Origin of the sequence: Paraburkholderia sp. J69-1 (assembly GCF_905220255.1) — a bacterium.
In the GTDB taxonomy this organism is placed as follows: Bacteria; Pseudomonadota; Gammaproteobacteria; order Burkholderiales; family Burkholderiaceae; genus Paraburkholderia.
The window spans coordinates 1-13,470 of the sequence record NZ_CAJMZG010000046.1 but is presented as its reverse complement, the minus strand read 5'-3'; the positions used below and the strand labels follow the sequence as shown (position 1 = coordinate 13,470).

Sequence of the window (13,470 nt, the reverse complement as noted above, 5' to 3'; positions counted from 1 at the left end):
CCTGCCCCAGAGTTCACCGACAATCCGAGCACCTTCGTGCGGAAACCTCAGCCTACTTGTCGTGCACGGTGTGTTCGAACTTAAGCGAGCTTCGCCGCGTTGATAATCATTTCCGACGCCCGCTCAGCGATCATGATCGTCGGTGCGTTCGTATTGCCGGCGATGATGTGCGGCATCACGGAAGCATCGGCAACGCGGAGCTTGTCGATTCCCCACACCCGCAACGACGGATCGACCACCGAGCAGTCCGGGGAATTTCCCATGCGGCAAGTCGAAGTCGGGTGAAAGTTCGTGGTGCAATTCTTCTTCACGAACCTCTCGATTTCCCGATCGTCGGTCAGTTGTGGCGCCACATTACGCGTGATTTTCTTCAGCGACGGTGCGTCGAAAAATTTCAGACCAAGCTTGAACGCTTTCACTTGCATTTCCAGGTCGCCCTCTGCCGAAAGGTAGTTTCCCCTCAAGCGCGTCTTGTCACTGGCGTTCGGTCCACTGAGCAGCACTTCACCACGCGATTCGGGGTACATGTGACCGACCTTCAGAGCCATGCCATCTGTGATCTCGTTCGGACTGTCGTTCCCTTCGCGCTTGCCTTCATAGAACGGGAAAACGAACAACTGCGAGTCAAGCCGCCCATCACCGTCGATGTCGAAATAGCCGCCGCCTTCCAGCACGTTGGATGAAACCACACCGTGCTGATTGAAGGTGAGCCATTCGAGACCATTTGCAATTTTGGCCAGACCCACGCCTTCGCGCAAGAAGCTGCGGATCCCTGGCGTCTCCGCCGTGATCGAGACCATCAGGTGGTCCTGAAAATTTTTTCCGACCTGCGCGCGATCTACGACAGTTTTGATGTCGAACTCGGCCAGGTGATCCGATGGTCCAATGCCAGAGAGCATCAACAGCTTCGGCGTCTCAATCGCGCCCGCCGTAACAATGACTTCGCGCTTCGCAGTCGCATCGATCGTGGCATTACCCTTGACAGCGTAGCTGACACCGCGAGCAGAGCCGCTGTCGACGAGTATCTTCTGCGCGGTTGCTCCAGTCACCACGGTAAGCAGAGGATTCTTCATGACTCGCTGAAGGAATGCTCGCGCTGTGCTACCTCGCTTGCCTTCATGAATCGTGCACTGCCAGAAGCCTACCCCCTGCTGCTCGGTCGCTCCGCTCATGTCCGTGAGATACGGAAAGCCGACTTCCTGTCCAGCCTTGAGATAAGCCATCGTGAGCGGGTGTCGATAGCGATGCTCCGTGACCCACAAATTGCCTTCTGTGCCGTGCCTGGGACCGCTCACGACTTCATTTCCTTCCGAACGAATGAAGTACGGCAGCACGTCGCTATGACTCCATCCGGTACAACCGTAGATTCGTTCCCAATCGTTATAGTCGTGAGCGGAACCGCGCACGTACACCATACCGTTGATCGAACTTCCGCCCCCCAGCACACGTCCCTGATGAATATGAATGGGCGGCACCTCGGAGCCGGTGGTCGCTTCGCTCAGATAATTCCAGGAATGCTTCTGCGCGTTTCGCATGCCTGCCGGCATACAAATAAAGATATCCTTGTCGGCAGGTCCGGCTTCGAGCAGCAAAACCGAGAAACCGGCTTCAACCAACCGGGTAGTCACGACACAACCCGACGATCCCCCCCCGACAACGATATAGTCGTACGTATTTGCCATGCTGACGAATTCCAATGTTCCAGTATGAGTTCTTCTGTCGAAACACGGCAAAACCATCGACGTGTTTCGTTCTATCACCTAGGCGCGCGACCGATGCGACGGCAGTTTTTCCAGCAGAACCGTCTTCGCTTCGAGATAAGGCATCAAGCCTTCGATGCCCCCCTCACGTCCGATGCCAGATTGTTTGAAACCACCAAACGCGATTCCAAAGTCGTTGCGGAACGCGTTATGAGCAACTGTTCCCGTGCGTACACGACGTGCGACCGAATATGCGCGATCGACGTCATTGGTGAAGACCGCGCCGCTGAGTCCGTAGAGGGAATCGTTAGCGATCTCAACAGCGTGTTGCTCGTTGTCGGCCGCAATCACGGCCAGGACCGGACCGAAAATCTCTTCCTGAGCTAACGCAGAGCGATTACTGACGTTGCCGAACACCGTGGGCTCCAAAAAGAAACCGCGCGGCAGATGTGCCGGACGTTTGCCGCCCGTCGCGAGCGTAAAACCTTCCGCTACGCCCTTCGCAATATAGGTTTCGATGCGATCCCTCTGGCGACGGGTGGCGACCGGACCCATCTGGGTAGCAGGGTCGAACGGACTGCCGATTCGCACAGCAGCATATGTGGCGGCGAGCGCTTCGAGCAGACGGTTATGACGTTCTTTGGAAACGACGATGCGAGTCAAGCTCGCGCAGACCTGCGTCGTCATTTGACAGGACGCCGACGCGAGCGCCCTAGCGGCAGCCTCAACGTCATAGTCGTCGAGAATGATTGCAGCCGATTTCCCGCCGAGCTCAAGCGTATAGCGCCCCACTCGTTGAGCCATGACGCTACCGATATGTTTGCCGACAGCGCTCGACCCGGTGAACGTGATTTTGTCGACGTCCGCGCTCTGCACCAGAGCGTCTGACGCTTCCCGATCGGCAGTCACGACATTGATGACACCGGGCGGCAGGCCAATTTCCTCCGCCACTTCGGCGACAACCAGCGCCATACCGGGCGCCTCGGGCGAAGACTTGATGATCACGGTACAACCGGCAATTAACGCGGGAGCCAGCTTGTACGCAATGATCATTGCGGGCGCATTCCACGGAATGATTGCGCCCACCACACCCACGGGTTCACGAACGAGCAGACCGTTGCCGGTGCCGGAACTCGTTGCGCGTTCTTCCTCGAATGCAAAGGTGTCGCCGAGGTTCGCATAGAAGTTGTAGATACCAGGAATGCGTGACATGAACGATTTGGCAACCGCATGCGTGACACCCATCTCGTGCGGCCAGATCGCCGCCATATCGGCTGCGCGCGCGGCCAGTTTGTCGGCCATCGCGCGCAGATAAGCGCCTCGCTGCGCATGCGTCAGACGCGGCCACGGATCGTTGTCGAATGCATTGCGCGCAGCCGAAATAGCCCGCTCGATATCTTCCTTCCCCGCCTCCGCCACATGCACATAGACGTCTTCGGTATCCGGCGAGATAACCGAAATCTGCTTCGCGGTAGAGGCCGATACCCACTGCCCGTTGATATAGAGCTTGTCAGGATGGAGCAAAGGCGCTGGCGAGACAGACGGATTTCCTGACTGTTGAACGTGCATAAGAAAGACCTATTGTTCTGGGGGGGTGAATGGATATGACGGCCGTCAGAAGTCATCCTGAGGCCGTCCGTGGCGAGACTAGTGTGTCGATACCGTGCTGCCTATTTCGCTATCCTCTGAACGCTGATGGGCTGATGGATAGCGATATGGTCCGAGGCGGGAAACTGCGATGGCAGCGAGCACGACAAGCGCAATGAAGCTATACGCCGCCGGCGTGTACGTGTGCATGACATCGAAGCATCGATTGAGAATATAAATCCCTGCTGCACCACCCCAGGCAAACATTAACCAGATCGCTCCTGTTACTGAACCGAAGGAGTAGATCGAAAAATACCGGCTCACCAGAAAGGTCAACAGATCGCCTTCCGCACCGAGACTCAAACCAAGCAGGACGGCACCACACATGAGCAGCGTCGCCTCCTGGCTTCCCGAAACCAGACACATGCCGATTGCCGCCAGAACGAAGATCACTGCCGCCACGTACGGCGCAAAGAACCTGTCCAGGAATGCGCCAGAACACAGACGGGAGCAGATCGAACTGATACTGGCCGCGGACATGATGCCCGCAGCGACAAGCGGCGCAATGCCGCGATCCAGCATCATGGGCGTCAACTGCGAGAGCATTCCGTACGTGGCAAACGAAATGCCAAAAATCGAGAATGCGAGCAGCCAGAACTGCTTGCTCGTGCACACGATCGTGCGTAAAGGCACCGTGGTTTTGGCGGCAGCGCGACGATCCTGCAATCGCTTCTCTTCAAAGCCCTCGGGCAAACGCACGAATAAAACCAGCGCCAACAGGGGAATCACCGCCGCCGCAATCCCGACCCCGATGAACCCGCCACGCCAGCCGTAATGCGCGAGCAGATAATTGGCGTAGAAAGGCATGACGGCGCCGCCCAGGCCAGTACCCGCGTTGATAAGCCCAAGAACCCAGCCGCGTGTTCGATCGAACCATGCCGACACGACGAGCGCGTAAGGCATGATGGTCGCTGCCGCCGCTGCGAATCCGATCACGGCAAACATGAGGAGATAAGCCGGGAGATCCGGCGACAGCGTGGATACCGTTGCGAGCGCCATGCCGAACAGCAAGATCATCGCCATCGTCACGCGCTTAACGCCCCAACGGTCCATCGCAATACCGAGAAACACCGTGCCGACCCCGTTCATGAGGGAAAACACGGTAAGTCCCAACGAAACGGTCGCGCGCGACCAACCGAACTCCGCACTGATCGGCTTGGCAAAAATGCTGAACACGTATACAGCGATGACACCGCCGCCGGTGGCCGCGCCCAGCGCACCCGCCACGGCAGTCCACCAACGATTGATTTTCCGTTGCAACATGCATTACTCCTTCCGGGAACCGCTAGTTGTCTTTTAGAACAAGTGACGCACACCCACGCCGATCTCGGCCTGCCCCACACCGGGTTCCGGCATGGCGGGCACGATGCTCGACGACGACACGGAATAGACGGCGTTCTTGCCGCTGTTGTGCAAGTAACCAACCAAGCCGTAAACCGACGTGCGTTTCGACAGGTTGTAGTTCGCCCGTGCCTCGCCCAGCGTGCCATTGGCGTCCTGATCGTGATTGCTGATGTGAGAGACCTGCGCGTCGAAAACCCACACGCCGTAGGGAATAGATGTGCCCAGATAGGTCAGATCGGTGCGCACCGTCTGAATATCACCGGCGACTTCGCGATGAATCCAGCCTCCAGCGATCTTGACCGATCCGAGCAGGAAATAACCGTTTGCCTGGTAGCGACGATCAGTCGATCCCGGCTTGGTGAACGCGATACCTGGCAAGCCGGGAATCACGCTCATTGCCGTCGCTCCGGGACCTCCGCGCTGCTCATCGAAAATCAGTGCGGCGCCCCAGCGGGCATCGTCATACTTGACCATCGCCGTGATAGCGCGGCACGAGACCATGTCACCCGGCAGCTGGCCGCCGCAGTTACCTGCCGATTGCGAATCGCGACCGAACGAATAGCTCGCACCGATCGTGAAGTTCGAAAAAGTCCCGCGATAGGCGATGCTGTTGTCGTCGCGCGCAGCCGACAGATATCCGTCAAACGAACCCATGCTGATATCGGCCGGCCCGATCACATCGGCGTTGGCCATGCCCCACATGGTCATGTTCATCTGACGACCGAGCGTCACCTGCCCCCACTGACCGCTAAAACCGACGAATGACTGGCGCCCGAACAGACGACCGTTCTGCAACGAGCTACCCGTTCCGGGCGCGAATCCAGACTCCAGTGTGAATACGGCTTTCAAACCGCCCCCCAGATCTTCAGATCCACGCAGCCCCCAGCGGGACGGCAGATCACCTGCGCTGATGCTAGGGAAGCGGGTAAGCGTGCCGCCCTGAGGGCTGGCGTGCGTAATGAATTCAAGGCCGGTGTCAACCACACCATAAAGCGTGATGCTCGACTGCGCGAAAACCGGGCCTGTTGCGCTCATTGCGAGCATGGCAGCTCCCACATACAGCTTTTTCATTCGATCTCCAATGTATGTTTTTTATTAACCTAAGTCTTTGCGACGTTTCTTCGCAAAGTCAAAAAAAAGTAATGACTGTCGACTCCCTCAATAGATAGACATCTTTGGAATTTCACCTTGAACGCCCCGCTCCGCGCTGCTTCCTCGAAGCTGCGGCACTTGCGTGAGCAATCTCAGCGCAAGTGCCGTTTACGTCGACTTAATTCGCGTCTTGTGCGCCCAACCATCGGACTGCGGTTTCCAGTTGCGCCGTATACGCCGATTCGAGCGACGCGTTCGGTTCGTGAAGGAATGAGCCGGCGCGAGCGCCGAAGAACACGTTCTGATCTTTCGCACCCGGCGGCGATGTGCCTTGTTCGCTCAGCGCCTGGACGGCCAGCAGCAAACGACGTCGAGTACGCGCGATCATCTGGTCGGTCGGCGCCAAATGCTCGTAACTGTGATCGATGATCGGACCCATGCTCTCGGTGACAGCCTGATCCTGCATCGTGATGTTCGGGATGCCCGTATACTGCGTGCCGTTGCGCTGAAGCTCCCGATCGATGCCCCAGTCGTTGTGCGTGCCATCGACACATCGCCAGCGGCCGAACCAGTCCGCTGTGTTGGGCGCGTACTCAAACGGGGCGAACAGAGGCTCACCCGTCTTGAGCGTCGACGAGTAAGCGGGATTGCCCGCGTCGACGCCACAGGTGATATCGAACAGCATCGAATGCTCGTCGTCCATCGGCACCCACGCGCGCGCAATGGCACGACTCTCGAAGCGATTGTTGGGTGTCTGCGTCCAGAACGGGAACATGAAGTGAGCGACGCGCCACGAGCGCAACCCGTCGTCATTCGCGCGGTAGCCGCCGTACATGGTGCCCCATTCTGTGTTTGAGACCGCGTATTCGGGTGCGCGATTCAGGATGGTCGGCCGCATTGGGTGATCTTCGTCGAGATCGTCGACCGTCAACGCTCCGACGTGAAGAAATCCAACGTGCGAGGTATCGATGTCGCCTTCGAGGGCTTGCAGCCAGTTGCAGTCGCGTTGCAGGCACCAAATCTCCGCGCCCTCGACCAGATTGGCTTCGATCATGGGCAACGCCGGCGGATTGTCCTGATTCTCGCCCATATAGACCCAAACCAGGCCATTGCGCTCTGCCGTCCGATACGCCTTGGCATGCACCTTCTCCTTGAAATCCTGGTGCGCTGGCACGCTCGGCATGTCGACACAATTGCCGTTCACATCGAATTTCCAGCCGTGATACACGCATCGAATGCCGCTTTGCTCATTTCGCCCGAGAAACAGGGAGGCGCAGCGATGCGGACAACGATGGTCCAGAATCCCCACACGGCCTTCGCTGTCACGAAAACCGAGCAGTTTCTCGCCAAGAATCATCAAGCGAACGGGATCGCCATCCTGCTTCAGTTCATTCGATTTGGCAGCGGGCACCCAGTATTGCCGCATCAACGTGCCCATCGGCGTGCCTGGTCCAACACGGGTCAGATCTGCGAGAGTTGTCACCTCTACTCCTTTACTCAATATCAATTGTGTTGCAATGAGGAGACGCCGGTCGCCGCAGCAAAGCCACTTGCGCGCATAGGTCTCCCCTCGTGATTTCTCGATGGTGTGGCCATGAACCGACCTATCTCATGTGCAGGCCGCCGTTCACGTCGATCGTTGCACCGACCATGAAGCCAGCACGCTCAGACGCAAGAAGCGCAACCGCGCCTGCAATTTCTTCCGGCTCGGCAAAGCGGCCAACCGGTACTTGCTTGTTGATCTCATCGCGCAAATGCGCAAGACGTTCCTTCGCGCTCGATACGGGCCCCGGAGAAACGGCGTTGACAACGACACCGGTCCCCGCAAGTTGGCGTGCAAAGTAACGCGTGAGGGTCATCGCTCCACCCTTTGCCGCAGAGTAGTGTGCGGAGGCGACTGTTCCGCCGTTATGCGACGCGAGCGACGTGACGTTTACGATTCGCCCGTAACCCGCCGCTTTCATATGCCTCGTGAACGTCTGGCAGCTGAGAAAAACGCTGCGCATGTTGATGTTCACGATTTCATCGAATTCTTCGGACGTGATCTCATCGACTGGGGTTCGCTTAGCGAATCCGGCGTTGTTCACGACGATATCGAGCTGACCCCAGCGGTGCAGCACGGCATCCAGTGCAGCATCGAAATCACGCTTCTCGCGCACATCGAGCGAAATTGAACAAGCTGTCTTCCCGCTCGGGTCAAGCTCGTTCGCCACCGCGTCCGCGCCGGGCAAGTTCACATCCGTGACCGCTACTTTGGCTCCCCCCGCGTGAAGTTCGCGCGCGATAGCCGCGCCAATGCCGCGCCCCGCTCCCGTAACCAGTGCAACACGCCCTTCGAAGGCCGGTCGCCCCATGTGTCGTTCAGTCTCAGTCATCAAGGACTCCATCAATATTCGATTCGAATCGTTGCGCCGCGTGGCCAACGCTCCACCTTATTTCGTTGCTTCAACCGTGCTTTGGACCGGACCGCCGCACTCGCTCACCGGCCAGCGATGCGCTCTTTCGAGCTCTGCCTGGTAAGCCGCAGAAAAGTCCACTTCAGGGTCGGCCGCGAACGCCCCGGAACGCGCGCCGAAATACGTTTCGGGTAACGAAGCGCAAGGTGCCGCGGTTGAGTCGTCGCAGAAACTGCGCAGCGCTTGCATGAGGCGCCTACGTACAAAGGCAATCATCTGATCGGTGGGCGCCAGATGTTCATAGCTGTGATCCGTCATCGGCCCCATGCTTTCCGTAATCGACTGGTCCTGCATCGAAGGATTGTCGATGCCCGTGTAGTGGATCATGTTGCGCTGGGCGTCGCGATCGATTCCCCAATCGTTATCGAAATCGTCAACGGGCAACCAGCGGTCGTACCAGCCCGTACCGTTCGGCTTACGTCGGATCTTTTCGTACATCGGTTTGCCGTTCTTCAGCTTCGTGGTGAAGAACGGATTGCCTTCGTCAATGCCCCCGGTGATGTCGAATAGCATCACATGCGTGTCGTCCATGGGCACCCAGGCGCGCGCGATTGCGCGCGTCGAAAACAGAATGTTGGGCGTCATGGTCCAGAACGGAAACATGAATTGCGCCGCGCGCCATGACATCTTTCCGTTTTCTGTCGGTCGATACGCGCCATAACTTGCGCCCCACTCAGCCTTCTGCACCCGATACTCAGGCGCACGATTCAACACGGTGGGACGCAGCGGCGACGTTTCCGGCAGATCCTCGGGTTGCAGCGCGCCAACGTGAAGAAAGCCGACATGGCTGGTATCGATGTCGCCTTCAAGCGCCTGCAGCCAGTTGCATTGCCGTTGCAGGCACCAGATCTTGCTGCCAGGAATCAGATTCGCTTCGATGGCGGGAAGCGCCGGTGGGTTGTCCTGATTCTCGCCCATGTAAATCCAGATGAGCCCATTACGCTCAGCTGTGCGATACGCGCGTGCATGAACCTTATCCTTGAAGTCCTGGTGCGCCGGAACACTCGGCATATCGACGCAATTTCCGTCGATATCGAACTTCCAGCCGTGATACACGCATCGGATGCCGTTTTCCTCATTGCGTCCGAGAAACAACGACGCACAACGATGCGGACAGCGATGATCCAGTATGCCTACGCGTCCCGAGCTATCGCGAAAGGCGAGCAGCTTCTCGCCCAGGATCATCAGACGAACGGGATCACCGTCGCACTGCACCTCCTGAGAGAGCGCAGCCGGAACCCAGTACTGCCTCATGAATTTTCCCATCGGCGCGTCTGGCCCCACACGCAGAAGATCGGCTACGTCAGATTTGCTCATGGTCGGATGCTCCTTAATCCGCCGTCATACCGAAGCGGCGGCGCGACGATACGTCTCGCGAGTTGAAAACTCTACGAGACGATTTATCAATTTTAATATTGGAAATTCGACGTCTATAATCTGAAAACCAAACTATTAATAAGTAGTCGTACTAATTATATGTAAAAGAATTTCGGTGAATGATCTGATCGGAGTCTCTCAAGACGCTTGTTTAGGTGCCTCCAACACTAGCGATATCGTTCAACTGAAGGCGTCGGAACACGACTGGCTTTCCACCATGCTGTCGCTTTACCATCCAGTGAGCCAACGCGGAGTCCAGATGCCTCGCATGCCCTGGAAACCATTCGGCCAGCGCCTGTGCGAACCTTCGTGCTTGAATGTAATCGCCGCCATTAACCGCGTTCCGGACCTCTTGCGCGGAGCGAAGAACGGCCGTGTGCTCGTCGATATGACAGTCTCGCGGCGGAAAGTCGGTGGCCACCATCAGCTTGTTCTCGTCGTCAAAATGCAACTGAAGGTGCTCGATTGTTCGCTCGAGTGCCTGCGGCACATCGACATCGTCGCATCGCTGCAAGTTGCCGACACACTCCACGAACTCGCGATGGATTGCGTCTATCGGGTCATAGCCGAGCACGTAGTCGTCCTCCCACGCCATCATCTGAATATCTTCGATCAACCCGCTCATCTTCAACGTCCTCTGTACCGGAATCAGCGAGCGCAACCGTTCAGGAAGCCTCGCGTTGTCTAATCAAGATCACTTACGCAACTGCGCTCTCGGCTTCATTAAGACTATCGAGCAACAACCGTGCTCGAGTCGCTGCGCCGTCGCTCGCAATACCGACGAAACGCATTTCCGGCGTGTCGTCGATTCGCCCCTGCTGTGCTTCAAGCGCGCGCTCATCCTCACAGATCGTCTCGTAGAACTGGTCGAACAGGCGTTCCGGCACGCCGGATTCGCGCGGCGCGTTTGTGCAGATCGTCCAGATGTAATGAGTCGTCGTCTCCGTCTCAGGCGTTACGCCATGCACGTTGAGAAGCTGGAATCCGCTGTCGCGCCGCCCCTCGTAGGCACCTGTTCCGACCTCGCAGGCGCCCGCATTGACGCGCAAAACATTGCCCGCACCCGGCTGGTAGTCGACAATTTGCCAGCGATCGACATTGCCCTTGAAACCGCCCGCCTCAACGTAGGTCTTGGGCGGCACTGAATCGGGCATCTTGCGCAGCAACCTCACCTTCTCGCCGTCGAACTGCACGGACGTATCGGCGCTGAAGTGCGTTTGGGGATTGCCGCCAATAGTATTGGCGTGAATGTAGGCAACATGCGTCAAATCGAGGATGTTGTCCACGAGTAACTGCCAGTTGGATTTGACATGCATGGTGTATGGACGCCAGCTCCAGCTAGGGTCCACGTGCTCCGAGTTACTGATGATTTTGGTCGGATCAGCCTTCTCGGGATCGCCCATCCAGATCCAGATGAGCGCGTCGCGCTCGTGTACCGGATACGAGCGTACATTTGCTGCGGGCGGAATGCGGTCCTGCCCCGGAATGCGCGAACACGCGCCGGTTGAGCCGAACTCCAGACCATGATACGGACAGCGAATGATGTCGCCATCCACGTGTCCCTTGCTCAAAGGCATGGCGCGATGACTGCAACGATCCATCAACGCACTGATGGAACCGGATTCGGTGCGAAACAAGACGACAGGTTCATTGAGAAATACGCGAGCCAGACACTTTCCAGGCTTAACGTCAGCCGAAAATGCGGCCACGTACCACATGTTGCGCAAGAACATTGTTGTCTCCGGTAGTTATTGTATTGCGGGGTCTCTTGCGTGCCCGCTGACGAACAGCGGCGCGACATTTGTGAATCTTAATTCCGGTGGCGAGAGATGGAATTCAAAGCGACCTCCCACTATTCAAATACCGACATCTCGGAGCGAAAGCTGATATAAGTATTCCTTCATGGCACCCGTTGGCATTGAAAATATGAACGACTTATCCGGAGCGAGCTTGCGCATACAAGACGAAATGACGAGCGTCTTTCATCTGAATTTGCGACATGTTCATGCGCTGACTGCGGTTCATGAGCATGGCAGCATCAGCGCCGCCGCTACGGCCGTTAGCCTGAGTCAGCCTGCGTTGACCCAGGGCATCTTGAAGCTGGAAAGTCAGCTCGAAGTGGTGCTATTCGAGCGCAGGCCCGACGGCATCGTTCCAACGTCAGCGGGCGCACTGGTTCTAGAACGCACATCGGCAAGCATGGGTCATCTGACTGCAGGCTGTCGATTGATCGCAGGTGCGGACTTCTCGCCCGAACGGCGTCTGACCATGACGCAGTTGCGCGCGTTTCTCTCACTGTCGAAGACTTGCAGTTTCGCGGCCTCTGCCGCGGAGCTTGGCTTGTCGCAGCCAGCGGTACATCGCGCTATGCGTGAGCTTGAAGACGCGCTGGGTCGAAAACTCATAGAGCGGCGCACAAGGGGCGTACACATACCGTTCGCTGGCCATCGTTTTGCACGTAGCTGCTGGCTCGCAATCAAGGAACTGCAAGCGGCGTTGTCGGAACTCGGCCTCGATCCGCGCAATCCCGTAATCTCGATTGGAACAACGCCGCTTGCGCGTGCGTTTCTCGTTCCTGAGGCAATGTCTTTGATGGTGACGGAGAAGTATCCCGCTAACTTTCGCGTGGTGGAAGGCAGTTGGGCCGACCTGGTCGAGTCTCTGCGCGATGGCGAGATCGATCTTATCGTCGGCGAGCAACCCGACGCAGGCATATCCGATCTTGAATGCACGGCGCTTTATACTGAAGCGCCAGTCGTTGTTGCCGGTCGCCATCATCACCTCGTAGGCAAGGGGAACCCCTCTCATCAAACGCTTGCTTCCTATCCCTGGATCATTGCGCCCGAGGCGTCGCCGCTGCGTGTGGAGTGGGAGCAACTGCTTTCTGGTATTCGTCCGCAAACACCCGTTGAATGTGGTTCGATAATGATCATCGGTCGAATGCTCAGCAGCAGCGACATGCTGACGCTGGCTCTGCCAGACCAGGTGGCGCTTCAGATCCGAAGCGGATTACTCGCCAGAATCGGTGATCCATTGGCGGGAAGCATGATCACGGTGGGCGCCACCAAGCGCCGAAGCTGGCGCCCTACCAGTGCACAGCGACGCTTTCTCGATCTCTTGCATCAAGCCTCGGAAAGCCTCAGCGAAACCAGCGATCGCAAACCGATGATCGAAGCGGCCTGGGTATGAGTAAGCTCGGGTTTCCGGTCACGCCTAGGGCAACGGCCGGCAGTCCGATGAGCAGAAACACGAACACGCCAAGTATGAATCCCACTTGCGCGACATCGGGCAACGCACGCATCGCGTAGAAGCGATACAGCCCCTCGCGCGCATGCCATCGACTTCATCAGGATGCCGAATAGAACGGCAATGCGCGTCAGCGTGACGTGCGCTCCATGGCGCGACAGTGTCAGAGTGCCCCGGGGCCAGCACGTACGCCAGGCAGAACGCAATCAGATACCGCAGCAGGCTGCTTCGATCAATTCGCCACGCGCCCTGCGCGTCACTCACGCCTGCGTCCCACATCACGCCCGGTGACTGTCCAAACGCCTTCACGTTGAATGGGGACAACTCGCTCATACCTATCCCTCGCTTGGGCGCTCGCCTCACTGGATGGACCAATTTGGCAGTCCAATATAGTGGATTTGGCACCTTGCGGCCGTCCGTAGAATCCCTGGGCGACAAGCGAAATATCGCGCGAAAGGGGTGATAATTTAATTCATCCAATTGATTATAAAGACATTTATATCGATCAGACAGTTGCCACCCTTCGCCCATGCAGCGCTTACGCCTGTATTGACCATCTCCAAAATTTCCCGATAGAATTGGTCCCACCACGTTAGTAGGTCCAATAA

Annotated in this window: 10 protein-coding genes; 1 reads left to right on the top strand and 9 read right to left on the bottom strand. The window is 57.5% G+C overall.

Annotation, left to right across the window (positions count from 1 at the left end; all coding sequences use genetic code 11):
* Positions 1-80 precede the first annotated feature (80 nt).
* The 9 genes from U5A67_RS39950 to U5A67_RS39910 all read right to left on the bottom strand — a co-directional run bounded on the left by U5A67_RS39950 (position 81) and on the right by U5A67_RS39910 (position 11,349).
* Positions 81-1,682 carry a GMC family oxidoreductase gene (locus U5A67_RS39950; RefSeq protein WP_321818745.1) on the bottom strand — a complete coding sequence of 534 codons (1,602 nt, stop codon included), beginning with the start codon at positions 1,680-1,682 and terminating at the stop codon, positions 81-83.
* Between the two features lie 78 nt (positions 1,683-1,760).
* A complete protein-coding gene (locus U5A67_RS39945) occupies positions 1,761-3,224 on the bottom strand; it encodes an aldehyde dehydrogenase (protein WP_321959825.1) in 1,464 nt (487 codons plus the stop codon).
* A gap of 123 nt (positions 3,225-3,347) precedes the next feature.
* Complete coding sequence (locus U5A67_RS39940; RefSeq protein ID WP_321818747.1) at positions 3,348-4,610, bottom strand: MFS transporter; 1,263 nt, start codon at positions 4,608-4,610, stop codon at positions 3,348-3,350.
* 33 nt (positions 4,611-4,643) lie between these two features.
* Positions 4,644-5,762, bottom strand: coding sequence for a porin (locus U5A67_RS39935; RefSeq protein ID WP_321818748.1), 1,119 nt, complete (start codon positions 5,760-5,762; stop codon positions 4,644-4,646).
* A gap of 199 nt (positions 5,763-5,961) precedes the next feature.
* A complete protein-coding gene (locus U5A67_RS39930) occupies positions 5,962-7,266 on the bottom strand; it encodes a Rieske 2Fe-2S domain-containing protein (RefSeq protein ID WP_321818749.1) in 1,305 nt (434 codons plus the stop codon).
* A 121-nt stretch (positions 7,267-7,387) separates the two neighbouring features.
* Entirely contained in the window at positions 7,388-8,158 is a 771-nt protein-coding gene (locus tag U5A67_RS39925; RefSeq protein ID WP_321818750.1) for an SDR family NAD(P)-dependent oxidoreductase, read from the bottom strand.
* A 57-nt stretch (positions 8,159-8,215) separates the two neighbouring features.
* The gene (locus U5A67_RS39920) at positions 8,216-9,523 is read right to left on the bottom strand and encodes a Rieske 2Fe-2S domain-containing protein (protein ID WP_321818751.1); all 1,308 of its coding nucleotides are present in this window, start codon (positions 9,521-9,523) and stop codon (positions 8,216-8,218) included.
* Positions 9,524-9,767: 244 nt separating this feature from the next.
* Complete coding sequence (locus U5A67_RS39915) at positions 9,768-10,241, bottom strand: hemerythrin domain-containing protein (RefSeq protein ID WP_321818752.1); 474 nt, start codon at positions 10,239-10,241, stop codon at positions 9,768-9,770.
* Positions 10,242-10,314: 73 nt separating this feature from the next.
* The gene (locus tag U5A67_RS39910) at positions 10,315-11,349 is read right to left on the bottom strand and encodes an aromatic ring-hydroxylating dioxygenase subunit alpha (RefSeq protein WP_321818753.1); all 1,035 of its coding nucleotides are present in this window, start codon (positions 11,347-11,349) and stop codon (positions 10,315-10,317) included.
* 169 nt (positions 11,350-11,518) lie between these two features.
* Between U5A67_RS39910 and U5A67_RS39905 the strand changes: the two genes are divergently transcribed.
* Positions 11,519-12,805, top strand: coding sequence for a LysR family transcriptional regulator (locus U5A67_RS39905; RefSeq protein ID WP_321959824.1), 1,287 nt, complete (start codon positions 11,519-11,521; stop codon positions 12,803-12,805).
* Positions 12,806-13,470 lie beyond the last annotated feature (665 nt).

What these genes read in the sequence shown, in the direction of transcription:
- U5A67_RS39950 (WP_321818745.1), bottom strand. Translation starts at nt 1,682, where the DNA reads ATGGCAAATACGTACGACTATATCGTTGTCGGGGGGGGATCGTCGGGT.
- U5A67_RS39940 (WP_321818747.1), bottom strand. Translation starts at nt 4,610, where the DNA reads ATGTTGCAACGGAAAATCAATCGTTGGTGGACTGCCGTGGCGGGTGCG.
- U5A67_RS39935 (WP_321818748.1), bottom strand. Translation starts at nt 5,762, where the DNA reads ATGAAAAAGCTGTATGTGGGAGCTGCCATGCTCGCAATGAGCGCAACA.
- U5A67_RS39925 (WP_321818750.1), bottom strand. Translation starts at nt 8,158, where the DNA reads ATGACTGAGACTGAACGACACATGGGGCGACCGGCCTTCGAAGGGCGT.
- U5A67_RS39915 (WP_321818752.1), bottom strand. Translation starts at nt 10,241, where the DNA reads ATGAGCGGGTTGATCGAAGATATTCAGATGATGGCGTGGGAGGACGAC.
- U5A67_RS39910 (WP_321818753.1), bottom strand. Translation starts at nt 11,349, where the DNA reads ATGTTCTTGCGCAACATGTGGTACGTGGCCGCATTTTCGGCTGACGTT.
- U5A67_RS39905 (WP_321959824.1), top strand. Translation starts at nt 11,519, where the DNA reads ATGGCACCCGTTGGCATTGAAAATATGAACGACTTATCCGGAGCGAGC.